Source organism: Ereboglobus luteus, from assembly GCF_003096195.1.
In the GTDB taxonomy this organism is placed as follows: Bacteria; Verrucomicrobiota; Verrucomicrobiia; order Opitutales; family Opitutaceae; genus Ereboglobus; species Ereboglobus luteus.
Genome location: NZ_CP023004.1, coordinates 2,399,541 through 2,425,259 on the forward strand (window position 1 = coordinate 2,399,541; position 25,719 = coordinate 2,425,259).

A 25,719-nucleotide genomic window follows, 5' to 3' on the forward strand; every position below is an offset into this window, starting at 1 on the left:
GTATCCGTGGATTACGTCCGGCATGGAAACAGGGCGAGATAAATGCGGCGGGTTCCTGTCACATGCGCCCCATGTGTGCGAGCGCGAGCGCGACGGCGGAGACGATCGCGGTTTCGAGGCGCAACACGCGCGGGCCGAGGTGCGCGAATGCGAAATGCGCGGCGCGGAGCCGGTCGCGTTCATCCGCCGTCCAGCCGCGTTCGGAACCGAGCGCGAGGATGAATTCGGAATTCGGGGCGCGGGGCGCGGAATGGGAGGAAAGCAGTTCGCCCAGCGACGCGGGGGACTCGTAGTTGTCGAGCGCGACGCGTCGCGCCGAGGGCCGGTCGCGTGCCAGGCTCGCGAGGGTTTCGTCGAGTGTATTCGAAAACTCAATACGCGGGATGCGCGTGCAAAAAGCCTGCGCGGCGCCTGCCTCCAGGTGACGGCGGTATTCGCCGGTTGTCCAGAGCGTGCTTTGCGCGTAGGAAGGCTCGCCGCGCGCGGTCGTGGCAAAGTGCATTTCCGAAACACCCAGCGCGGTGGCTTCGTTGAGGATTTTGCGCGCGGTTTGCGGCCGCGGAAGTCCGATGACAAGCGTGACGGGCGGGAGTGGCGGCGGCTCGGTTTTGTCCCACGCAAAGGCGAGCGAAATCGCGCCGTCGGATGCGATACCGGAGAGCGTGCCTTTGCCGCGAGGGCCGTTGACGAGGCCTGCGTCGAAGGTGTCGCCCGGCCTTCGGCGAAGCACGCCGATGATGTGCGCGGCGCGCGCGTCGTTTTTCGCGAGCGTGACAGCGTCCCGCGAGGCTGTCGAAAAATCGTCAGGCGTGAAAAGGATGAGGTTCAAACGGAAAGCGGTGGATGAATTTTTTTACGGCGCGAAGAAACCGCTCAATCGCCCGTTTCTCCGAGAAGCTGCTCCTTGGTCGAGCGCGGGCGGATCACCGAGGCGGCGTCGCCTTGGTAATAGGCGATGCTGTTGGCGGGCATCGATTGCATCAGCCACACGTTCGAGCCGACGATTGAGTTTTCGCCGATCACCGTGTCGCCGCCGAGAATCGTCGCGCCGGGATACACGATGACGTTGTCGCGCAGCTCCGGATGGCGCTTCACGCCTTTTACGGGATGGCCCTTTTCATCCAGCTCGAACGACTTCGCGCCGAGCGTCACGCCCTGGTAAATCTTCACGTGATTTCCGATGCGCGCCGTCTCGCCGATCACGACGCCCGTGCAGTGGTCGATAAAAAAATGCGTGCCGATTGTCGCGCCCGGGTGGATGTCGGTGCCCGTGCGTTCGTGGCCGTATTCGGTCAACATGCGCGGCAGCAGCGGCACGTTCAGCAGGTAGAGTTCGTGCGCGATGCGTTGCAGCGAAATCACCAGCACGCACGGATACGCCAGGATGATTTCCTCCACGCTGCGCGCCGCAGGGTCGCCCTCATACGCCGCCACCACGTCGGTCTGGGTCACGCGGCGCAACTCCGGCAGGCATTCAAGCAGCGCCATTGTTTTTTCCTTCGCGCGCGTTTCGGCATCCTCGATACCCGCGAAAACAAGACTTTTGCGGATGTCGTTTGTGAGGCGCGTTTCGATGCTTTCCAGCATCCGGTCGACGAATGCCGGCACGTTTTTTTTCTCAAGCGCGTCCTCCCCGAAAAATCCCGGGAAAAGGACATACATAAAATCGCGCGCGAGCTGGTTGATCGATTCCTCGGCGGGCAGGTTGCTGCCTTCGAGATGGTTGATGCCGCCTTCGTTTTGGTAGGAGGCGAGCAGGGCGCGTTTGATGTTTTCGAGGTTCATGTTGTGTGCGACCAGTCCGAAATGACAGAGCCGCGTTTTTAATAAAACACTTTTTCCAGAAAAAGTCCCCGCGGCGGCGCGGTCTGCACGCGCGTCGTGCGTTTTCCACTTTTTAGCAATCCGCGCAAATCATCGGGCGCGAGCTTGCCTTCGCCGACCGCCACGAGCGCGCCGACGAGGCTGCGCACCATTTTATACATGAACCCGTCGGCCTCGGCGGCGATGCGCACATGACGTCCGCGTTTCGCGATTTCGAGCCGCCGCAGGTCGCGCACCGTGTCTTCCTTTGGCGGGCCGTTCAGCGCGGAAAACGCGCGGAAGTCGTGTTTTCCTCGCAAAATCGCCGCGCCTTTTTTCATCGCCTCGATGTCGAGCGGACGCGGGCGGTCGATTGCCCACGCGTAAGGCCGTGTGAACGGGTCGGCGTCGCCGAGATACAAATGATACAGGTAAAGTTTTCCCGTCGCCGAAAAGCGCGAGTGGAAATCCTCCAGCACCGCGCGCACGGACTTGATTTGGATTTGCTGCGGCAGCCCGCCGCGCAACGCCGCGCGCAGTTTTTCCGGCCCGTGTTTCCATGCCGCGTCGAAATGAAAAACCTGGCCGCGCGCATGCACGCCCGCGTCGGTGCGCCCGCTCGCGTGCACGCGAATCAGCTCGCCGAAAATCTCGCGCAGGCGCGATTCGATCACGTCCTGAATCGCGCGCCCGCCGCGTTGCGATTGCCAGCCTTCGAACGGGGCGCCGTCGTAGGCGCAGACGCATTTCCAGCGGATTATTTTGCCGCCGCTCACAAATCATCCTCCGTTTCGGCTTGAAAGCCTTCGGGCGCGGGCAAGCGCAGATTCTGCTCCAGAAAATCTTGCAGGATGATCGTCGCCGCGCGCGAGTCGATCAGCCCGCTTGCGCGCACGTCGCGCCGCTGGGCTTTTGGAATCGACGACTCGGCCTCATAGGACGTGAGCCGTTCATCCACCAAATGCACCGGCAGCTGAAACTCGCTTTCCAACCGCCTCGCGAACTTTTCGACTTCCTTCGCCTTGAATCCCTCGGAGTCGTCCATGTTGAGCGGCCAGCCGAGGACGATGTCGGTGATGCGCCTTTGCCTTATGACGGATCCGAGCGCGGCCCAGCGTTTTTCGGCGTCGGCATCCGTGAGGGCGGGCAGGGGAGTGGCCACGCCGATCTCGTCGCCGTAGCTCAGGCCGATGCGGCGTTCACCGTAATCTATGCCGATTGCTCGCATGAAAATTTTACGAGGAAAAAAGCAGCGCGCATGCGATGCGGCAAGACGGGAGTATTCGCGGCTGTGCGCAGGCGAAAGGCGGAACACTCACATTCTTTGTCATGCGGGCTGATCGTTTTTATGTTGTTGACCAACAGGTGCTTTTACATTGCTAGCAATGCTTCGGCTGCACTTTCGTCAGTCAGGAGGGTTTTTAGCATGCCTCCTTTTAGCGCACCGGCGATGGCGGGGGCGCGCACGGCTCCCGATGAGATCCCGATTACTTGCGGGATTTTGCGCAAGTCGTCCAAGTCGATGCTGATCACCCGGTCGCGCCAGTAAGAGGCGCATTCGCGGCCGTTTTTGTCGAAGAAACGTCCGCAGATTTCCCCGACCGCGCCGATTTTTCTGAGTTGAATGAAATCATTTTCATCCAACACGTTGCGTTCAACGTAAACCGAAAGATCGAGCGGCCCAACACCCACGATCGCGGCGTCCGCTTTTTTCAGGCGTTCGCTCACGGATCGGATTTGCTCGGAGGCCAGGAAAAAATCGCGCGTTTTCTTGTCCTCCACGAAGGCGGGCGTGCTCAGTGTCAGGAATTCGCCGCCCCAGAGCTTCACAAGGGAGCGTCCGAGTTCGAGCGAGTCAACGGAGGAGACGTTGGAATCGATACTGCCCATTGCCTGCACGATTGTGAGGCGCCGGGCGTCGTTGCGCCGGAAGCGGTGCACCAATTCGGAGACGCTGCGCCCGCCGCCCATCGCGAGCGTGCCGGAGTTTGGGAGCTGTTCGGATACAAACGGCGCCCCGAAGTGGCCGACTGTCTGGCGCGCGGTCTCGGGATTCGCGTTCGGCGCGGTTTTCACGACGGCGACTTCCGTCAGGCCAAACCGGGCGCATAACTCGTGCTCCAGCTTGGGGTTACGCGCATTGTATTGGTCGACCGAGATGCGGACGATTCCGCGCTCCAAGGCCACGGCCAGCATGCGCGAGATTTTGGTCTGCGAAACGCGGACGAGGTTTGTGATTTCGGCCTGCCCCAAGCCGTCCACGTAGTAGAGTGTGGCTACCAGGCGGAGTTCATCATCGGAATAGTCGGCTTTTCTGGGCATGGGATATTGAAGTAATAAATAAAGTGGTTGAAATAAAAGATTAAATATTTATTCATATAAACTTTCCAATCGACAAGTCTTTTTTTTCCCTTCTCTTTTGAACGTTGCCCGCGTTATTTAAATCCCCAGTAAATTTGCCTACTTATTTGATAAAACGCCCAATATTCCAACACCCAAGAAAATGAAAACCCGCACAGCATCCGCTCTAGTCATCGCCGCGCTTGTGGCGTTCCCTTTCCTTTCCGGCTGCGCCAGCAAGGATAAAGCGCAGTCCACCGCTTCCGCGCCCGGCGCGCCCGTCGGCATCGTCGCCCACCGCGGCGCCTCCTATGACGCGCCCGAAAACACCCTCGCCGCCCAAAAACTCGCATGGGAACAGGGAGCCGACGCCGTTGAGACCGATATCTACCTGACCAAGGACGGCAAAATCATCGCCCTGCACGACAAAACCACCAATCGCACCACGGGAAAGAAGCTCACGCCCTCGAAATCCACGCTCGCCGAATTGCGCGCGCTCGACGCCGGCTCATGGAAATCCTCGAAATACGCCGGTGAAAAAATCCCCACGCTCGACGAGCAGCTCGCGCTGATCCCCAGCGGCAAGCGCATGTTCATCGAAATCAAGGTCGGCCCCGAAATCGTTCCCGAACTCGTCCGCTGCCTCGCCAAGGCCGGCGCCGGCAAGCACAACATCACTTTCATCAGCTTCAACTACGACGCCCTCAAGGCCGCCCATGAGGCGCTCCCTGAAATCCCCGCCCAGTATCTCAAGGGCTACCGCGATCCCGCCAAGCGCAAGCCCGGCTATGTGCAGCCCACGATCGACGAAGTCATCAAGGAGGCCAAGACCGCCAATTTCACCGGACTCGACTTGCAGTCAACCTGGCCCTCAGCAAGGCCGACGTGAAACGAATCAAGGACGCCGGGCTCGAATTGCACGTGTGGACGGTTGACGATCCCGTCTTGGGTAGACATTGGATCGAACTCGGCACGATGAGCATCACCACAAATCGCCCCGCTTACCTGCGCAAAGAGCTCAAACTCTGAGGTTTCAGTTTTTTTTATTAAAAAACGCACCCGCACGCTTTTATTGGGACACCGACATAAATGACCACATCCGCGCAAACAGCAGACCCCTCCTCCGCAGAAACCGCGAAACGCTTTAAGTATTGGCAATGGCGCACGATCATCGCGACGATGGTCGGCTACGCCTTGTTTTATTTTGTGCGGAAAAACTTCAGCATGGCCATGCCCGGCATGGAGGCGGACTTGGGTATTTCGAAAACAAGCCTCGGTATCTTTCTCACACTCAACGGTTTGGTTTACGGCGGGTCGCGTTTTCTGAACGGCATGCTGGCCGACGTGCTCAACGCCCGCTTCTACATGGCGACGGGGCTCGCCTTGTGCGCGCTGGCGAACTTCGCGTTCGGTTTCGGCGTGGACATCGCCGCTTGGATATCCGGTGAACCTTCGGGGCCGGCCTTTTCAAACGCTCTGATCTTGTTTCTGGGCATCACTTGGGTGGTCAACGGATTCCTTCAAGGCTCCGGTTTCCCTCCCTGCGCGCGGTTGCTCACGCACTGGGTTCCGCCGAAGGAGCTCGCCACAAAAATGTCGGTTTGGAACACCTCGCACTCCATCGGCGCGGGTTTGGTGGTCATCCTTTGCGGATACATCATGGCTCACATGGGCACCGGTGAAAACCACACGGGCGCGTGGCGCTGGTGTTTCTGGATACCGGCAAGCATCGCCCTGCTCGGATCGATCGGGCTGTTTGCGTTTTTGCGCGACACTCCCACCGACGTCGGCCTGCCGGAACTGGAGGGCACCACGGTAAAATTGAAAAAAACGAGCGGAAAAACCAAATCGGCGGAGCACTTGGCGCTTCTGCGCGAAAAGGTGTTTTTTAACCCGCTGATCTGGATTCTCGGATTCTCCAACTTCTTTGTCTATGTCGTCCGTTTTTCCGTGCTCGATTGGGGGCCGACGCTGCTCCAGCAATCCAAGGGCGTGAGCGTGGCGAAGTCGGGCTGGCTGGTGGCTCTGTTTGAGATCGCCGGCATCGTCGGAATGCTCGTGGCGGGGTGGGCGACCGACCGCTGGCTCAAGGGCCGCGCGCACCGCACCTGCGTGTTTTGCATGCTCGGCGCCGCGATTTGCGCCATCGCCCTCTGGCAAATCCCCGCGTCCGCCCCCATGTGGATGCTGCTGGCCGTCCTTTGCTCCACGGGCTTTTTCATTTACGGCCCGCAGGCGCTCGTCGGCATCGCGGCGGCCAACCAGGCCACCAAAAAAGCCGCTGCCAGCGCCAACGGAATCACGGGCATATTCGCCTACGCGAGCACCGCCGTCTCGGGCGTGGGCTTCGGCTACGTCGCCCAGCACTACGGCTGGAACTTCGCCTACATCGCCATCATCATCATGGCGTTCATCGGCATGGGCGGCTTTTTGCTGATGTGGGGCGCCAAGGCCGACGGCTACGACGAGCAGGCGTGAGCCCCTCCTGTTATATTTTCCAATAAACCATCGCTTCTTATTTTAATATATAAACCCAAAATGAAAAAAATAATACTTCCGCTCGTAATATTGGCGTTCTGCTCCGCGCAAACGATGTTCGCCTGGGGCAAGAGGGGCCACGACTCCATCGCCTACATCGCCGAGTGCAACCTCACCCCGAAGGCGAAGGCCACCATCGAGAAATACCTGGGGAACCGGTCGATTGTATATTATTCCACATGGATGGATGAATACAGGCGGACACCGGAATATAAATACACGCACCCCTGGCACACCGGCGGGGTTGACAAGAACTTGAAAAGCACGCCCGAGGGACGCAAGCCGGACGGCGACGCGGTTGCCGAGCTCGAAAAAGCCATCGCCACCCTGAAGAATTATAAGAAACTCGACGCTGCCACGGTCAACCTGAACCTGAAGTTTGTAATACACCTCGCCGGCGACATGCACTGCCCCGTGCATATAAAGTATCCCGACATCAAAATGAATTTTAAGGTGAAGATGAAGGGCAGGGAAATGACATATCACGCCGTCTGGGATTCCGGCCTGATCGAGGCCTCGCACGCTTGGGGCTACATGGAATACCGTCACCAGCTCGACCGTTATTCGAACGCCGAGCGGATCGCCATGAGCAAGGGCACGCCCGCCGATTGGTTTCACGAAAGCGCGAAGGACTGCGTTAAAATCTACGACTGGGCCAAGCCGGGCGCCGATCTCGGCCAGGATTATATAAACCAGGCGCACGAGCTCGCGGAAATGCAAATTGTAAAAGCCGGCTACCGCCTCGCCCGCACGCTGAACGAATTATTCGACAATTAATATAAAGTTTTTTCAAAAACCGCTTCAATACAGGCCAGAAAAACGCGGATAAACTCAAATCAACACAGACGCCAAGCCTCCTGATTCTTGTATCTACTCCGCGTTCATCCGTGACCATCTGCGGTTAAAAGAATTTCTGATTTTTTTAATATAAACAAAGCATCCATGTTCTCATTTCTCAAACCCGCTCCCGCCGCGACTCCCCTGCCGTCCGAACGCGTTGACGCCGAATACAAGCGCCTGCGCATTCAAGTGTTTATTGGAATTTTTATTGGCTACGCCGCCTTTTACTTGGTGCGGAAAAACATGGCGCTGGTGATTCCGGACATCCTGGCGGACTATCCCCAATACACAAAGGCGCAGCTCGGCTGGGCGATCACGGGACTTTCGGCCGCCTACGGACTTTCCAAGTTTGTGATGGGCTCGGTGTCGGATCGCAGCAATCCGCGTTATTTTCTTCCGCTCGGCCTGCTTCTTTCCTGCGCGATCATGCTGGTGTGCGGCTTCGTGAAAGCCGTTTATTCGTCGCTGATATTGATCATCCTTTTGCAAACCCTGAACGGCTGGGTGAACGGCATGGGCTGGCCTCCCTGCGGAAAAACGATGGTGCACTGGTTCAGCTCGCGCGAGCGCGGCACCGTGGTTGCCGGCTGGAATGTCGCGCACAATGTCGGCGGCGGCTTGGTTGCGACCTTTGCGCTGTGGGGCGTCATGCTTTTTGGCGACTGGGGGGCGAAGTTTTATTTCAACGCAATCATCGCGGGCGTCATCGCAATCATCGCGTTTGTGCTGATGCGGGACACGCCCCAAAGTTGCGGACTGCCGCCCATCGAGAAGCATAAAAACGACTATCCCGAAAAATACTCCGCGGACAACGAACGCATCCTCAGCTTCAAGGAAATCTTTTTCAAAAACGTCCTCAACAACCGCTATCTGTGGGCAATCGCCATCGCCAACGCCTTTGTGTATTTTGTGCGCTACGGCGTGGTTGACTGGATCCCCACCTACCTGCAAACAGCGAAAGGCTTTTCCTTCAAGGAATCGAGCATCGCCTGGTCGCTCTATGAATACGCGGCGATCCCCGGCACGCTGCTTTGCGGCTGGATGTCCGACAAAGTTTTCAAAAGTCGGCGCGCCCCGGCCACGATCCTGTTCATGGCGATGACCCTGCTCGGTGTGCTCGTTTACTGGTTCAACGCGAACGGCCCGCTGTGGATCGACTACGCCGCGCTGATATCGATTGGCTTTTTCGTTTACGGCCCCGTGATGATGATCGGGCTTCACGCCCTGGAACTCGTCCCCAAGAACGCCGCCGGAACGGCCGCCGGGTTCACGGGATTTTTCGGATATGTGTTCGGCTCGGCGATCGCGGGAACCGGCGTGGGCTGGCTGGCGGATCACTGGGGCTGGAACGGCGTGTTCATAGTCATGGTCATCTGCTGCGCGCTCACGATGGTGTTTAGCGCGCTCACGCTGAAACATCGCAATACACCCAACGATAAGCTTGCATCAAAATAAAAGATCAATAAAACCGACTCCGCTGTCTTTGATCAGGCTGATTCGCCGCAAAACGCAATAACCCAAAATAAGCAAATTGCCATACGCAGATTTGAAACTCTCACCTGTTTTGAATATATATTCATTTTTTTCATCCCGTTTCCCCATCGATCTTTATTATCATGTCGTCGAAGTTTCCAGCACCATTGAGGCCGGTGTTGGAAAACGCGGCGACCAATGACATTCATTCTGACCAACACCCACGCGCTCCACGCGAGCACCTTTTTCTACGAAATAAACAACGATAAGTTAATGAGTTTAAAGAGATGAATAATTATTCGTTTTAAAAAACATTGACTCATGAATTTTCCTTACCAGCTTTTTCACACACCAGCCCACTGGGATTTATCCCAGTAACCGTTCGCACCAGAGTCTTGAAACCTCACTGCTCCTACACAGCCCCCTTTTCGTCCCCCTGTCCCGGCATGTTTAACTGAGAAACACGCCCATCGTTTTTTCGTAAAAAACCATAACATCCACCAGCATCACTGCACCACCATCCCATCTTCCAAATATCCCGTCATGCACACCACACTCCCTCGAACACGCTGAACAAACTGACTCCCCGCAAAGCAATGCGCGCCGCGCTGGCGGGACTTCTGGTCATCTTCGCCTGCGCCGCCACGCACGATGCGGTCGCGCAGGGGGCTCGCACTGACAATCGCCGCCTCTTCTGGACAGGTGCCAACGGCGACGTGTGGGACACCACCACGGCATCTTGGATGACCACAGGATCCTATCTCTCATACTTAAATAACACCGCAGGCTCCGACACCTGGGTTGCCACTGACGCACTTCCCGATGCTTCCTTCATCGCTGGCGATGTGGTCGTTTTCGATAGCTGGACAGATCGCGGGTTTGTTTGGACTGGAAGTGTGTGGACGGGCCCTTCGAGCGGGCCTGGAGGCACCCGGGTCATCACCATCGCCGATGGTGGTGTCACCGCTTCAGATGTCATTGTCAACGCAGTGAGAGCCGTCAGCACCGAGGATGGTAGTATTGCCGAGAGCAACTATGTCTTTACCGGGGGGCCATTATTGCCGATCCCGCTGCCGTGGCACCCGGCTCGGTGCAGCTTTCCGGCACTGGTGTCGGACTTGCCGCCGGAGCCATCCCCCCGCAGGTCGCCTTATCAAACTCGGCGCGGGCAGTCTTACCCTATCCAATACCGCTGCCAATCGGTTTGCCGGTGGAGTTCATCTTTTAGAGGGCACACTTACCATAGCCGACAATCGCGCCCTTGGAGATAATCACATTGTTATGAGCTACTTAACCAACGTAGGCGGCGTTGCGGGCACATACGGTGATTATTTTGGCGAGAATTTAATCAACTTGATCCAGCAACCAGGTGTTTCAACAGGAGGCAACTTGCTGCCTGCCGTAGTCTTGAGCTCCGCCGGAGATCTTTTCACCAATAGCGGGCTCAGTGACGTCACTCTTCATATAGCCGATACTGCCGATGGGATTGATATCACGGGGGACATGTTCATCGCCAACCGCATCGTCACCCTCACCATCGACGGTGATGCCACTATCTCCGGCCGCATTGTGGGCAATGCCGGCAGCTATGGCTCCAGCGCGGGCACCCTCATCAAAAATGGCGCCGGCACCCTCACCCTTACCGGCACTCGCAACTGGTTTTATGGTTCCAGCAAGAACTACAACCAGATCAACGCGGGACGTGTGATTCTTAAAAGTCCCCATGCATTGGGCAGCGGCGCAACAACTATTGATCCCGATGCCTATCTTGAATTTAGTGGCGTCAGCGGCACAATGCGGCAGGCATTTGTGGGTGGGGGACACATTGAGGTTACCCATGGCAGTGATCTCACTTTCAACTGGCGCAACGGCACGCTCGATGATTTTGATGGCATGTCGGGCAATGGGAGCTGGCATCCCGCCATGAATGAGATTGGCACTCTTGCAATTTCAGGGCAGTCCCGCTTTTCGGCTATTGCCAGCGGCACCTACTCCAGCGTACTTGGCGGCGCTAGCGTCTACGTTACCGTCACTGAAGGCTCCTCCCTTGTTATTGGACGCGAGGGTTTGTCGGCTCGTGGTTCTGGAGCCACCAAAATTCCGATGACCTATGCGATACTTGCAAATCGCATTGACCTTTCCGACCATTCCACGCTCGTTCTCAAACCCAATGCCTATCTCAGCACGGGCGCTCTCATCGTAACCGACACGACTTGTGCCATCGCTTTTACCGCCTCCGGTGTATCCCGACTTCGCTGGCAAGAGGGCATCGACCCGGACACCATCACCCTGGTCTCGACGGGCAGCAACAGCGCCCGCTATATTGTGCCCCATGGCATGGAACTCATCGTCAATGACATTCCCGTGCCTGTTTCTCCCAACGAGAGCCTTCCCAACGACAATAGCTCCTCCGGCTGGTGTCGCGAGTTTGTCCTTGTAAATCAGGGTGCCAATCCCCTCAAGGACATTGCCATGACGTTGACGGCCATTGATGCCATCCACGACACCGTTTCCTCGCGCCTTGCTGACGAACTGATTGACCCTGTTACCTTTCACGTTCCCGCCAAGGGACGCAAATGGGTCAACGCAGCGTGGGTGCGTTATCTCACCAGCGATCTTGATTACGACAACGAGTCAAGCACAACCCCTGGTGTTGAGGGCAATATCAAGGGAGTCATTGCTGGTCTCGACGGCATGCTTCCCGGTCGCGTTATGCTTGGGTTCCATGCAGGCATCGCTGAAAACGAGCTCGACACAACAAACGACACCTCCCTCTCCTCAAAACAAAAGTTTCTCGGTCTCCATGCGGCACAGCGTTTTGGTAAATTCTATCTCTCGTTTTCCGCCGATATCGGGCGTGTCACCACCGACTCCTTCCGACATGAAGACGATAATTATGTTCGCGGTAAGTGGGATACCTCATACTACTCCGGATCCATTCAGTTTGGGGGCGTCTTTGAATCGTGGGCTAAAATCAAGCTCAAGCCCTATGTCGGCCTTCGCTATTCCAAAATCAAAATCACCAATCACTATGAACGTGGAGCCTCCCCACTCGTGATCGATAATTTCAATGACACTTCGTCTCAAGTCTTTTACGGCGTGGCCTTGGGCCGAAAGTTCGTCATCTTCAACCGTGATCTTGCAATCGATCTTTCCCTTGCCCGCAAACACACCGTCACTGCTCCGCGGGCGACCTTGGATACTCACTATTTCGACTCGCCCAACACACCTGTTACCCTCAAACGTGGCGACTACTACGATGATCCCATTGCCATCGGCGTCTCTGCTCGTGCCGCTTTGAGTCCGCACACTGTCGTCGGGTTCGCCTTCGACTATGAAACCGCATCCAATCATGATCGCACCACCCTCTCGGCACTGGTCGCATACACTTGGTAATCGTTTTCACCAAACGAATTATCTCGGTTCCAATCGAAAGCACGCCATCATTTACAATTTCTTTTAACACCACGCTTCCCCTCCATGAAAACGCACCGTCTACCATCATTATTCGCCCTTGCCGCATTCTTTGCATTCATTGTCATGCATTCCCCGTTAATGGCGCAGAGCACCGGGCAAACCGTGACCGTCACGGGCCGCGTCTTTAATGTTGATTCCGGCCTTTACATCAAGAGTGCTGAAGTTCGTCTCGATGGCACGAACACAATCGTCTACACCGAGGACGGCGGTCTTTACAGCATTGTCGTCCCTGTCGGCAAGGTGTCCCTTACTGCTAGTTATGCCAATGCCCGTTCCTCCACACTTACTATTGAGGCGCGTGTGGGGGCTCCAAACGTGCTTGATTTCGAGTTGCAACCCATCAGTTTAAGCACGGGCATTGGCACCACGGGCACATCAAAGGCGATTTCCAGCTCCGACTTGGTGGTTCTCGAAAAATTTACGGTTACCTCGGAACGCGCCGGCCAAGCCCAAGCCTTCATGGAACAAAAAGCCGCCGACAATGCCAAGACGGTCATTGCCGTCGATCAGTTTGGTGAACTAACCCAAGGCTCGGTTGGCGAGTTTATGAAATATATGCCCGGCGTTACTCTTGATCTCGATGACGAGGGGGAGACCGCATATGTCCGCGTCGGCGGTCTTGATCCCAAGTATGCAGGTTTCTCCATGGACGGGATTTCGCTTGCCTCAGCGACCGAGGGCAGCACTCGCGCCAATCACTTCCAGCAAATGTCCATTACCGCCATCGAGTCTATTGAGTTCAACCAAACACTCCTCGCTCGCATGCCCGCCAACACTCCCGCGGGCAAGTTTGAGATGAAAACCCGTTATGCCTTCAACCGCAAAAAACCCGAAATCAGCTTTGATCTCGGTCTTGACGGCACCGGCGAGACTATCGAATGGGGCAGCGCCTACATGCCTGATAACAAAAAGCACAGGCGCACTTACATTGGCGGGCGTCTCGGTTTTGGCGGAGCTTTCCTCAAACGCCGTCTTGGCATTGAGGCAGCAGTTTCTCGCTACCAGCAATACCGGAATGACCAGCGGCATACTGTCCAATACACCTATCCTGTCGCACCCCACTATAACATTACGGATGGTCAGTTTCACAATCCGAATCCCGGCACCACTTTTGTCTCACGCAACGGCCATCTCGAAGCGGTGGAAGGTCCCTCCATCCGTCAAATTGAATGGCTCGACGGCCCGCGTATCAAAACATCCGAATCCGCCAATCTGTCCCTCGATTTTAAGATCACGCCCGAGCTCACATTTGCTATTCGCAGTCAATACACCTACAATGAGAATGAATATTTCAATATCTACTACCAGTTGCTTGGCACGAATCGCGACGATGACATGGACGTCAATCTCTGGGCACCTACCCCCGGTCAGCACCCCACTTCCACGCTTACTCGCTGGGTTGTGGATCCCACCGGCCCCGGTGGCACCCAAGCACTGGAATCCGTCCTTACGGAATCGCCCTCTTTCCGCGTCAGCAAGAACGAGAATTATATGATTTCCCCTCGCCTCAATTACAAGAAGGGGCCGCTCGAAATCCAATTGCGCACCGCCTATTCATATTCTCACACTAAATTGAGCGATGGCGACGAAGGACGCTTTAGAGCGGTTCGCAACCGTCTTGGTGGAATTGGCTGGATTGCCGAACGTCCTTCCACTGACTCCCCCGAATGGACCCTTACCCAAACCGCCGGCTCCCTTTGGACCGAACCCCAAAACATAGGTCGTGCGGCCACCTATCTATGGGATACTTGGTATGACGATCCTCATTTTGTCAGAAACACTCAGCTTTCCGGTTATCTCGACGTTACCTACGCCGCCCGCGTTTTCGGCCATCCCGTCACTTTCCGCACGGGCGGGGCGTCCTTGAGAATGTTTACAGACGCCGTTACAGCCGGAAGCGCTACGACTACATCGGCCCCGAGGGACTTCAAATGTCCGCACTCTTTCCGTTTGCTGACAACTACGTTTTCAACATGGATCTCGGAGGCAAGTCCGGTAACGTAAACCAGCAAAACTGGACTGTTGTTGATCAAAATGCGCTTTGGTCTGTTTATGAAGAGCACCCGGAATGGTTTCTGCTGAATGCGACGGACAATGTCCTTCAGAAGCTCGTGGGGCGACGTGATCTGACTGAAAACATCGACGCCCTCTACGCCGAGGCCACCACTCGTGTCGGAAAATTTCAACTCAACTTCGGTATTCGTGGTGAGCGCACCTCGACGGAGGCTAAGTTTACTCGGATGCTTTCCAAGGAGGAAATGGCCCTCGCTGAAAAATATGCCACACCGGAAGAAATTGCCACTGGGAAATTTAACACAGGCACCGTCGAAGGTGTCCGTTTTCAATATAACTATGGCAACCGTGACGTGCGCAAAGAAAATTACGAAAATCTGTTCCTTTCAGGTGGTCTCAAATACGATTTTACCAAAAATCTGAGGTTTCAGCTTTCGTTCTCCCAAGCCATTCTCCGACCCGACTACGGTAATCTTTCTGCCACGGTGAACTATCCGGACTACTATCCCACCAGTCTGTGGATTCCCAATCCCAAGCTCAAACCTGAGAAAACTACCAAATTTTATGCCGGCTTCCAGTGGTATCTCAAGCCCTCCGGTATCTTTGAAATTTCCGCATATCGTCTTGATATCAAGGGATTGCAAATCGGAAATATGCAAATATCCAAGGAGCAGGCGGAAGCCCAACTTGGTTACTCTCTTCAAGATGCCATGAAAGGCCTGTTGGAGGAGTCCGAGGTTGTGATTGACGAGGAAACTTTGGAATCCGACGAGGTTTACAAGTCTATGAGAGACATGGTTTACCGATCCACCATCAATGCCGCGGGCACCCGCACCGTTTACGGTATCACTGTCAGATACGACCAGCAGCTCACATTCCTTCCCGGTCCACTCAAGGGACTTGGTATTTTTGGATCCTTTACCACAGCGTCGTTGAGAAACGCTGAAATCGACGAGGAAAAAATCGGACGCGCCAGCAAATCCGCCAACGGTGGCATCAAATACCGCTACGGACGCTTCAATATACAGCTCCGCGGTTCTTGGACGGACGATGCACTACGGTCCATCACCCGCCCTTATCCCGGACGCAAATGGACGCTAAATGAATATCAATATGTAAAGGCTCGGTTTGTCGTTGATCTTTCAGGTGGTTGGAAACTCAACAAAAACTTAGAGCTCGTCTTTTCCATACGCAATCTCACTCAGGAACCTTATATCCGTTATTCCAACGTCCCTGATCGCATGAATTGGTATAGTGTTCCCGATACCATCTGGAATCTTAGCCTGAGGGGCAAATACTGAGCGAGCCTCCGCCGCGCGGTTTAAGTTTCAAGTTTAACTCCAAATCAGACTACCTTTTATGAACACACACGCTCACGAAGACGCCGTCATTCAAATTGAAAACGGCATCCACTCGCCTCTCCGTCAGTTTGCCGTTCCGGAGAAAACGCAAAATGCCTCTTCGCTTAAGTCCAAGCTCACCGCGTTTGCCGTCTTTCTTTCACTGGCCATCCTTTCACCCTCGATTTTTTCCCAATCAACGGAAACTGTTGGCTCGATCTCCGGAACGCCTCTTGTTCCCGATATTGACGGCACATATTATTATCAGGGATTTGATGCTGCAAACAATCGTTATGTTTATATAGCGCCATTTTCCATCACTGATATAGATACTGGTGTCGTCACCACCACTGGCACCTATTATTATGTGGATACCGCTGGAGTTAGCACCATCGGTGGGGCGGCCGGCTATCCAGTTTCCTCGCCTTACCGCGCCATTGTCTCCAACGGAAAGAACACCAGCACCTTCCAGTTCATCAACTCCCATGCCGGGCTCCATACTGTTGACGACTCGGGAACCAGTTATGCCGTGCGTTCGGGCACATGGTATGCAAACGACACCACGTTTACGCTTAATGGCGACGAGGGTGATGCGGATGGGTCGGGCATTTGGCTTGTCGGTTATACCGGAACCACCATTCACCCAGTCGCTTTTTCCGGCACCAATATCACGGTTGACGCCACCGTGGGCAGCAACAGTTCACGGCAAGCTATTTCCGTCCGCAGCGGCGCGTCGATTTATCTTTACAGCAGCACCATTTCAAAAACCGTCACGGCCAGCGGCGATGGTTCGGAAACCGTTTACATGGTGGCCAATCAGGAGGGAGCGGGCAGTTCCGCGACATTCTATGGCAAGGATCTCACTATCGTTACTTCTGGACAGGCACTCGAGGCATTCAACCAGGGAAATGGCAACACTTCCGTCGAACTCTACGACACCACCATAAGCAGCACCATCGGCGGCGCCAACGCCAACACACAGGTCTTCAATCTCAACGACCAGCAATCCCAAGGAGGCGCTCACTTCTATGGTGAAAATCTCACAATAGAAGTGACCAACACCAGCAACATGGCCATCCGCACCTTCGCTTTTGGTTATGGCGCAAATAGCATCACGCTCAAAGACTCCACTGTCACAACCGGCGGGGGCAAGGGCGCTGTTTTTCGTTGGAAAACTGCCGAAGGCACCGGCGGAAACGCTGGCGGCAATGAAGCGATGGCGGACGGGTTTACCAGCAAGGTTTTTCTGGAAAATACAAATGTGACAGCCAACGGTGATTACGCGCCGATTTTTCAGCAGACCGGACGTCTTGGTTGGGCCGAGGTCACTGGCGGCACTCTCACCACAACTGGCATAGGCTCGCCCATTATTCGCCTCGCCGGAGCCAATGATGCCAGGGATGAATCCAAGTTCACCGGCATTTTTAAGGGTGTCGTCATGGAGGCCCAGAATTCCTCCGCCATTGACTTGGACATGTCAATCAAGGATACGGCCAACTACGGCGAGGATGGAGGAGGTGTTGGCAAGGAAGTCACCACGCTTATTACCAGCACATGGGATCTCATTTTTGTCAGCTCCACTCTTACCGGAACAAGCGCAGCCCGCATGGCAACCGCGGGTGCTATTAACAGTCCCTACTCAACGTGGGTAAATATGAATGTTTTTGACTCCACCATCAATGGTTGCATTGAGATGCTTGCTGGGGGGTCCATTGACGCCATGGCCGAAACCACTGGCGCTAGTCTTGTCGTTCAGGGCACCAATTCTGTTTTCACCGGCGGCTTCTTTATCACCGGCACTGAGGGCGCGCGCAAAGTTCATCTAGCTAGATTCGATCTCACTGACTCCACTTTTACCGGCGATATCACCGCCACCAATCGTGGTGAGTCCGTTTTTAATTTCGTTCGCACTCCGCTCACGGGTGATATTGTTCTTTCCGGCTCCACCAACACTTATCTTGACTTTATAGACTCGTCCATAACCGGTGGCGTCTATATTGAGGGCACGGCAACTCTACGGAATCGTCCCGGGCTCGATCTCCACAACCGTCGCGCGGTTCTCAAAAATTCCGCCATTACCGATGGGTTTACACTCGCGGGCGCCTCCACTGTTGATCTCACGTTTGTCGGCGCGGATTCTGTCGTTTCCGGCGGTATCACCGCCACTGACACAGCCACGGGTGTTTTCCGTTTTGAAGAGAGCTCCTCCTTGAATGGTGGCGTCACCCTTTCCGGCAGTTCCTCGGTTTTCATCGTGCTTTCCAGCGTCGATCAATTCACTGGCGATCTTGTTGTGCGTGATCGCGCGACTCTCGCGCTTTCCACCTTTGCCAATACCCCCATCTATCTCAACCGCGGACTCACACTCGGCGGTATTTGGAGGATTCCCGGAAAAACTACCCTTGAGGGGTCTCTGGATATCACCAGTTCCCTCGGCACCATCTCAATTGCCAATGCGTCCCATGACAGCCTCATCCTTGCAAACGGACTCACAGGTAATGGTCGTCTAGCCATTGAATCTTTCGACAGTGCCACGATAGGTGGATCTGAAATTCGTGTGATTTACGATCAGACAGGGAATTTTGCCCCGGACGCCCTAATTCTTGCGCATCCCGTTGATTACGGTCTCTTCGCCTATGACCTCGAAAACCGTCCGGATGGCGCTTATCTTGTCGGTGGTCTCGATTCAGGTTCCTACGGCGCGGGCGGCGCGGCGGTTTTCAACACCCAAGCACTCGTTGTCGAGGAGTGGTATGCCGCCCTTGCGCCGATCAACTACCGACTCAATCAACTTCGCGAAAACAACAGGGGAGTTCTTACTGGTGAGGACTCCCCATCAAGTGGCGATTCGGGTTCGTTCTGGTTCCAATCCCGCTTCAATTATACCCGTGTTGACCTAGATGGAAGCTCCCGTGACTTCACTTCGCGTGCTGTTGGCCTTACCGCCGGCGGCGATGCTCGTTGGGATTATGACACCAGCACCGTTTCCACAGGCATCTTTGCCGATACTTCTCTTACCGGACGCGATTTTATCGGCACTGGCGATGGACACACTACCAGCGCTGGTGCGGGCGCTTACGTTCATTACCAGCACCGCACGGGAGTCTTTGTTTCTGCCATTGCCCGTTTCGATATTTACGAGCACTCCCTCAACAATAATGATCCCACTAATGATTTGAGCGGGGATTACCATTCCCAGGCTGGTGGTGTCGCCATCGACATTGGCTGGCGTTTCAATCTTGGTGATGACTCCGGCTGGTGGTTTGAGCCCGCATATCAGATCGCCTTGGCCAAATTCCCCAGTGTTTCCTACACCACCAAGTCCAACAGGGAGGACAATAATATCGTTGATATTGATATCGCTGACGCCCGTGCCACCCAAAACCTCTTCCGTTTCGCATTCGGCAGGGCTCTTGGCAAGCGATGGAGCATCCGCGGCCATGTCTTGGCGGCAACAATTGACGCCAGCGGCGGTGAGTTCACTGCCAGAGGCGTTGACAAGGCCGACTTTACAATCGCCGAGGATCGCGCCGAAGTTTCCCTTGGTGTTTCTTGGCTCGTCGGACGCGCCGGACGCCTGAATCTCGATCTTTCCTATACCGAGGCCGATGCCTATGACCGCCCCTGCTCCGTCTACTTCGGCTACAGCCACCGCTGGTAAAAACCGATAATTTCAAAAAATCATTATGAAAACGCCCGATGCCACCCCCACGATGACCACCACACGCCCGTCCCTCTTAAACTTGAAATTTAAACTTCCGTTTATCTGCGCCGCGCTAGTCGCAGCCACGATGCCCGGTCTTCGATCCGCCGATGTTATTTGGACACCCGGTGTCAGCGGTGACTGGACCAGCCCTGTCAACTGGCAAGGAGGAGTCCTTCCAACCGAGGCTGACAGTGTTCTTGCGGACTCCGGGACGATCACTGTGGGCGACAGTGTTATCGTCGGCGTAACAGGAACATCCAAGGCAACCGGCACCACCGCCATTGGGCTTACCGCCGACAAGTCCTCCTCTCTTATCATTACCAGTGGAGGTCATTTGGTTACGGACAACAAGGTTTTTTCGGTTGGCGAGGCAGGCAGTGGTTACCTCGAAATACAGAGCGGCGGCACCCTTCAGACCGGCGGTTATATTTATGGCAATCAAATAGGCAATATCGCCGGCTCCAGCGGCACGGTCGTTATTAAGGACGGTGGCGTGTGGCGCAGCTACGGAGGCATCTATGTGGGCAATAATGGCACAGGGCTTCTTCATGTCGAGGCCGGTGGCACCCTCATCATCGATGGCGGGGCGTCGCTTTATCTTGGCGAGCGCACCGGTGGCAGCGGCACTGCCATCATTGATGGTTACTTCGAGACTGGTAAGAATGCAGCGGGCAATCCTGTATACCAGCCTATTGGAAAAAATAGCACAGATAACAGCGTTTTTATCATCGGAAGCACAGGCACGGCCATTACCGCACAGATGAATATCGGTATGAATGCCGGTGCCGTGGGCACTGCCATAGTCTCCGGTTATTGGCAGGCCAATGGCAACAATGCCATCGGAAACAAGGGCACCGGCACACTCATTGTCGAGGCCGGCGGTTCTATCAATAGTTCATCGGGATGGATGCGCTTCGGAAGTGTCGCCGGCTCCTATGGCACCGGCACTATTGCGGGCTCTGTCACCATTGCCAGCACAATGACCGTTGGCAGCAGTGGCAATGGTGATCTTGTCATCCTCCCCGGCGGTTATGTTAAGGCGGCCACCTTCTATGTAGGCGAAAACGGCGTTGGTTCCGTATACATTGCCGAGGGAGCCACGCTTGTCAACACCGCCAACGGCTGGTTTGGTCGCAATGCCGGCTCATCAGGCACTCTTACTGTTGACGGAAATTGGCTCAAGAGCGCCTCAGGAGACGCCTACAACGTCATTGGAAACGGCGGAGCAACTGCCGCACCTAGCGTCCTCAATGTCGGCGTTACTGGCACTGTCATCAGCAACGATTTGCGTATTGGCGGTAACAACACTGTCGCCATTGTTAACTTGGCGGGTTTTTATTCTGGCACCCGCGCTGGGGCTACCGTCGGTCACGGTTCAAACTCTAACGGGACTCTTCACATCACCACGACAGGCACGCTTCTTGGTCGGACAGTTGGTGTTGTTGCCAACGCGGCCGGTTCGACTGGATCTGCCATAGTAGAAGGTCTCTGGCAGGTTGGCGGCAATTTTACTGTTGGTAATAATGCCACTGCTACAGGCAGTCTTGATATCAAAACCACCGCCAACGTCATCGCCGGCGGCAATTACACACAGAACTCGCTTTCTACGCTTTCGGTTGAACTCGACAGAGGGCGGGCAGCCGATACTGTTGACCCGTCCCTATCCCGGCCACTTCTTTCCGCAAACGGTGCCGCCATGCTTTCCGGGACGCTTTATGTTCATGGTGATGCGGTCGCCGATATCCCTGAATTCAAATACGATGGAAGCGGGTATGCCAAAGCCAGCACCCTCACAGGCATTCCTGTTCTGCGCGCATCTGGTGGTATCACCGGCGATTTTGATACGGTCAAAATTGATGGCATGGTTATCCCCTCAGGGCTCCCTGATTTTATTCGTGGTGGGGGGCTCAAAGTCAACGAAGGTGGTCCGGTGGATACCCGTTACGATATAGGCTACGGGCTCGCTTGGCGGAGTGGCGTTGGGTCAGCACACGGTGAGTTCACTGTGGATGCTGGTAAAACATTTGAGGTGGATCTCCAGCTTTCTGACCGTGAGCTTGTATTCGATAGTGGTTGGGACGGCAAATCGCTCATCAAAAAAGGTGAGGGCACCCTTATCTTCTCTGTCGAGAACGCCTACACTGGCTTAACTAAAATCGAGGCGGGCACCATCATATTTACCGGGCCCAAATCACATATCATGGGTGAACTCGTCAACCATGGTGTCATAGATCTCGGAGGCACCGGACAACGGCTCCTTACCGCTTCATCGCTTGCCGGTTCCGGCACCTACCGCATGACGGTGAACCTCAACAACGGCACCGGAGATCGCATCGCAATCACCGGTGATGCGGCGGGCGCCCATCGTTTCCTAATTACCGGCATAGGGAGTGGAGAGCCGCCCACCGGCGACGAGCCCATGATCACGCTTCTCAGCATCGGCGGTGTGAATGAAATCACCCACGAGTCCGACATTTCGATCAGCGGCACGACATTCCACGGTAGTTTCGACCACGGCGTTTTCAAATACGCTGTCGAAATGCGCGGCAATAATCTTGTCATCGTAAACACCGGCTTGGATCCTGTCGTTTTCGATACCATTCGGGGTGTTCCCGGTGCGCAAAGCCTCCTCTGGTTTGACCAGCAGGACAATCTAGGACGCCGTCTCGGCGAGCTTCGCGCTCCTCGTGACACTGGTTTCGGACTTGATTTTTGGGTCCGTGCCCACGCCGCCAGCACAACGATCGGCGGCGGTGACACGGAAATGCGCAAATCCGACGTGGATGTTTGGGGCGCTGAAATTGGCGGCGACTACACTTGGCGCTTCGACAGTGATCGACTCACCGTTGGTGCCTTCATTGGGTTTAATTCCGCCGATCAAGACTTCCAGTCAGTTCCCTATGCCAATTCGGCCACGGGTGACAGCGATCTGTTCAGCATCGGCGCTTACGCAGCCTGGCTTTCCGATGCCGGCTGGTTTGTGAATTCCTCCCTAACCACGTCCCATTACAAAAATAAATTCGATGCGGTTGACCTCAGTTACAATCACGCCACCGGCGATTACAAGGATCGCGGGTTTGGTGTGACTGTCGAGGGCGGGCGTCGTTTTGACATAACCAAGGGCTGGTTTGTTGAGCCGGCGCTGCAAGGAGCGGTCGTCCGTCTCATCCGCGGCAGCTACACCACCGAAGGCGATTCAAATGCAGGCGGCTTGCGCGTGCATGGTGCCGATGCCACCATCACCCGCATGCGCGGAGTCATGCGCATCGGGCGCGCATGGTCGTTCGGCAACGGACAATGGATGGAGATCGCCGGTCGCGGCGGTGCCGTCCGCGAGCGCAGCACCGGTGGCGAGGTCAACATCGGCGAAGCCAATCGCTGGCGGCCCAATCTCGACGGCGAGCGATTCGAGGCCGGCGTAGGTTTCTATTGGATGCCGTTTGAATCGGGCCAGCTCTACTTCGATTACGAATTTGCTTCCGGTAGCAGCTACCAGAAACCTTGGGGCATTAGTGTCGGATTCCGTCTGTCACTCTAAATACGTTCTTCATCCACTCTTAATACGCAGGCCCTCGCCCTTTTTTTCCCGGAAAGGCCGGGGCCTGCCCCATCAATGCTGTTCCTCCGATATGATGCGAATGTTCGCATCATATCAGCGAAACAACTTGTGCCGCATGGTGCGGTGTCCGTCTTTCCTCTGAATCCCCCTTTCTTTTTGATTGGGGAAAAGTTTTCCTCATGCCGTCAGTTTTTCAGTTTACTGCAATGACATCCCCTGTAAAAAAACTCCACACCTTGATTCTAATTGCCTTTTTGCTGACAACTTCCGTCGCATTCTCCAAGGTGATTATTAAAAATGACTTCGAAAAGGGGGTTCCCCGGGAATACAGCCCCGATAAGAACTTCAAAATTTCGACGGACACCGCTTATGCTCGCTCCGGAAAAGCTTCGTTGCATCTCGCCAAGAATGCCGGAGCCACATCAAATGCCGTTTATTACGATCTCGATGGACGGATGGATTTTGTCGATGCCTGCGAATTTTCCGTTTGGGTCTATACCAAGTCCAAGACAAGGGTCGCCATTTACATTTCGACGGACGATGGTGGCGGCCGTTACAATGTTGCCGAGGCATATGGCACGCTCACGCCCGGCAAATGGTGCCAGATGAAGGGGGTTGTCCACGCGGGTGACTGGCGCAAGCAGGATCAGCAAACGCGCTTTGTCATTCGCAGCTATGGCGAGTGCTGGGTCGACGACGTTTCGCTTGAAACCAGCACGACCGCGACGCCCGCGCAAGCGTGGCCCCGCCTCAAGGCAATGATCCAATCGAGGACAGCCAAGCGCATCTCAACCGTCAAACTTGGCGACACCCTCACTCTCGACGCACGCAACGCCGTCCTCGCTCCCGACACTGCCCGCGTGGAAGTTTCCCTGCCCGACACTGCCTCGACTATCATCCCGGAAGAGGGACTGCTGGTGTTTGCCATTAACGCCACGGAAGATCTTGCGCTTACCGGCTCGCTCCAGCTCGAACCCGACGCTGACCTGCGCCCCGGATTGCGCGTCACTGTGCTTGCCGACGACACTGTTATTGCTGCTCCCGCCGTAAAGGCCAAGGCGTGGAAGGGGACTCAATCCGGCAATCGTCCCGGCCCCGCACCGAACATCAAGGGCGAGCGCCCATCCTCTACCGTCCCCCTTGCGCCCTTCCGTCTAAGCAAGGGGCGCCATTATATCACTGTCGCGGGGCCCCACATCCGCTCCGGGGGCACCTTTGCGAAACTCGAACTGCAGGCCGGCACGCAGCCTGCCGAGAAGCCCCTCTACACCTTCGGACTTCTTTCCGACACGCATCTTGGCAGCGGCCGCCCCGAATGGATTAACCTGAAACTCAACGCCCAGGCTGGCGCCGAGTTGGAGGCTGCGCTCCGCCAGCTCAAGCGCGAAGGCGCTGGCTTTGCAATCATTGCCGGTGATATGACCGATGCCGGGCGCCGCAGCCAATACGATGAGCTTTCCCGTATCGTCAAGCGCGCCAACCTGCCCGTTTACGGCTGCCTCGGCAACCATGACACTTTCCGCGATTCGCGCAAAAAAGACATCGCGGAAACAATACCGAAACTCTTCCCCGATGGTCCCACGAACACCGACTATGCCTTTTCCAAGGCCCCCTGCGCTTCATCGTGCTCGACGGTTCCCACTGGTATGGCAAGGATGCTCCTGTTCAAGGGTTCAGGGGCGGCAAGGCCGACAAAACCACCTATCGCGAGGGCATGATCGATTGGTTGCGCGCCACCCTCGCCACTGATACCGGCACACCCACCATTGTTATTTCCCACTATGAATTCTTTCTCAATCGTGGTGTTTCTCCCGTGAGCGGTTATGATCTCGGCAAAGGCTCCTCGATGGATAAAAAGCTCATGACCACGCTTGCCGCCGCGCCCAATGTTGTCGCCACAATGAACGGTCACATGCATTACAACGCCGTTGGTAATTACCAAGGCATCACCAGCATTCAGACCCCAGCCTTTGTTGAGTGGCCCAACGCCTATCGCGTCTGCCGCGTCTACCCCGACCGCATTGAATGGGAAGTTCGCCAGATGTCCAATCGCGGACTTATCCGCGAGGGGGTGGTAAAAGAAAAAGCGCTCCTGTGGATGCTTTCCACTACCAATGATGACCTTGCCGGCACCGTAAAACTGGCACCGCGCACACCTGTGACGACCGTGATTGACGAGGATTTCGAGGGAAGCACCCTGCCGCGCAGCGTTTTCGGTTATCGCGTGAGCCGTGAGATTGACACAACCCGCGCACATTCCGGCAAATCTTCACTCCGCGTTAAGACGACGGGCAAGGATTGGGGGACCGTCGGTTTTGACCTCGACCAACTGATGGACTTCAGCGCCGCAGGGGAGATTTCCCTTTGGGTTTATGCCGAGCCCGCCGCGCGCGTGTCGGCGTATGTTTCCGCACAGGTAATCGGCAATAAGGATCGCCATACGGTCGCTCGTGTCGCCGGCAAAATCGAACCTGGTAAATGGTGCCAGTTGAAAGCGCAAATCCCCGCCGGCTACTGGCGCATGGACGAGAAAGACGTCCGCCTTGTGGTTCGCACCCACGGCGAATGTTGGATAGACAGTGTCAAAATGCGAGCAGTCAGATAATTCTCAAATAATTGATTTAACTAAA

17 protein-coding genes and 1 pseudogene are annotated in these 25,719 nt (G+C 55.6%); 13 read left to right on the forward strand and 5 right to left on the reverse strand.

Features of this window, described 5'->3' with window-relative positions:
• Positions 1–58 precede the first annotated feature (58 nt).
• The 5 genes from CKA38_RS09030 to CKA38_RS09050 form a co-directional block, all read right to left on the reverse strand.
• Entirely contained in the window at positions 59–829 is a 771-nt protein-coding gene (locus CKA38_RS09030; protein WP_108825176.1) for a 16S rRNA (uracil(1498)-N(3))-methyltransferase, read from the reverse strand.
• A gap of 44 nt (positions 830–873) precedes the next feature.
• Positions 874–1,785: a serine O-acetyltransferase gene (locus CKA38_RS09035; RefSeq protein ID WP_108825177.1), complete on the reverse strand. Its 912-nt coding sequence runs from the start codon at positions 1,783–1,785 to the stop codon at positions 874–876.
• 38 nt (positions 1,786–1,823) lie between these two features.
• Positions 1,824–2,579, reverse strand: coding sequence for a tRNA pseudouridine(38-40) synthase TruA (gene truA / locus CKA38_RS09040; protein ID WP_108825178.1), 756 nt, complete (start codon positions 2,577–2,579; stop codon positions 1,824–1,826).
• Positions 2,576–3,031 (reverse strand): Holliday junction resolvase RuvX, encoded by a 456-nt coding sequence (gene ruvX / locus CKA38_RS09045; RefSeq protein ID WP_108825179.1) that lies wholly within the window; start codon positions 3,029–3,031, stop codon positions 2,576–2,578. The genes truA and ruvX overlap by 4 nt, the downstream gene beginning before the upstream one ends.
• A gap of 143 nt (positions 3,032–3,174) precedes the next feature.
• A complete protein-coding gene (locus CKA38_RS09050; protein WP_108825180.1) occupies positions 3,175–4,125 on the reverse strand; it encodes a sugar-binding transcriptional regulator in 951 nt (316 codons plus the stop codon).
• Positions 4,126–4,306: 181 nt separating this feature from the next.
• On the opposite strand from CKA38_RS09050, the gene CKA38_RS09055 reads away from it, so the two are divergent.
• The 13 genes and pseudogenes from CKA38_RS09055 to CKA38_RS09105 all read left to right on the forward strand — a co-directional run bounded on the left by CKA38_RS09055 (position 4,307) and on the right by CKA38_RS09105 (position 25,694).
• A complete protein-coding gene (locus tag CKA38_RS09055) occupies positions 4,307–5,032 on the forward strand; it encodes a glycerophosphodiester phosphodiesterase family protein (RefSeq protein ID WP_108825181.1) in 726 nt (241 codons plus the stop codon).
• Positions 5,029–5,172 (forward strand): hypothetical protein, encoded by a 144-nt coding sequence (locus CKA38_RS15730; RefSeq protein ID WP_161554817.1) that lies wholly within the window; start codon positions 5,029–5,031, stop codon positions 5,170–5,172. The genes CKA38_RS09055 and CKA38_RS15730 overlap by 4 nt, the downstream gene beginning before the upstream one ends.
• Positions 5,173–5,232: 60 nt before the next feature.
• A complete protein-coding gene (locus CKA38_RS09060) occupies positions 5,233–6,621 on the forward strand; it encodes an MFS transporter (protein ID WP_108825182.1) in 1,389 nt (462 codons plus the stop codon).
• A gap of 60 nt (positions 6,622–6,681) precedes the next feature.
• A complete protein-coding gene (locus tag CKA38_RS09065; RefSeq protein ID WP_108825183.1) occupies positions 6,682–7,458 on the forward strand; it encodes a S1/P1 nuclease in 777 nt (258 codons plus the stop codon).
• A 165-nt stretch (positions 7,459–7,623) separates the two neighbouring features.
• Complete coding sequence (gene pgtP / locus CKA38_RS09070) at positions 7,624–8,976, forward strand: phosphoglycerate transporter protein PgtP (RefSeq protein ID WP_108825184.1); 1,353 nt, start codon at positions 7,624–7,626, stop codon at positions 8,974–8,976.
• A gap of 1,053 nt (positions 8,977–10,029) precedes the next feature.
• Positions 10,030–10,227: pseudogene (locus CKA38_RS16970) on the forward strand (autotransporter-associated beta strand repeat-containing protein); the annotation flags it as partial.
• Between the two features lie 48 nt (positions 10,228–10,275).
• Positions 10,276–12,390: an autotransporter family protein gene (locus CKA38_RS09075; RefSeq protein WP_236918977.1), complete on the forward strand. Its 2,115-nt coding sequence runs from the start codon at positions 10,276–10,278 to the stop codon at positions 12,388–12,390.
• A gap of 84 nt (positions 12,391–12,474) precedes the next feature.
• Entirely contained in the window at positions 12,475–14,475 is a 2,001-nt protein-coding gene (locus CKA38_RS09080) for a TonB-dependent receptor plug domain-containing protein (protein ID WP_108825186.1), read from the forward strand.
• Complete coding sequence (locus CKA38_RS09085) at positions 14,403–15,785, forward strand: TonB-dependent receptor domain-containing protein (RefSeq protein ID WP_236918978.1); 1,383 nt, start codon at positions 14,403–14,405, stop codon at positions 15,783–15,785. The genes CKA38_RS09080 and CKA38_RS09085 overlap by 73 nt, the downstream gene beginning before the upstream one ends.
• A gap of 58 nt (positions 15,786–15,843) precedes the next feature.
• A complete protein-coding gene (locus CKA38_RS09090; RefSeq protein ID WP_108825188.1) occupies positions 15,844–19,485 on the forward strand; it encodes an autotransporter outer membrane beta-barrel domain-containing protein in 3,642 nt (1,213 codons plus the stop codon).
• A gap of 25 nt (positions 19,486–19,510) precedes the next feature.
• Positions 19,511–23,068 (forward strand): autotransporter outer membrane beta-barrel domain-containing protein, encoded by a 3,558-nt coding sequence (locus tag CKA38_RS09095; protein WP_108825189.1) that lies wholly within the window; start codon positions 19,511–19,513, stop codon positions 23,066–23,068.
• Positions 23,069–23,295: 227 nt separating this feature from the next.
• Positions 23,296–24,807: a metallophosphoesterase gene (locus tag CKA38_RS09100; RefSeq protein WP_161554819.1), complete on the forward strand. Its 1,512-nt coding sequence runs from the start codon at positions 23,296–23,298 to the stop codon at positions 24,805–24,807.
• Positions 24,714–25,694, forward strand: coding sequence for a metallophosphoesterase family protein (locus CKA38_RS09105; protein WP_152032758.1), 981 nt, complete (start codon positions 24,714–24,716; stop codon positions 25,692–25,694). The genes CKA38_RS09100 and CKA38_RS09105 overlap by 94 nt, the downstream gene beginning before the upstream one ends.
• Positions 25,695–25,719: the final 25 nt, after the last annotated feature.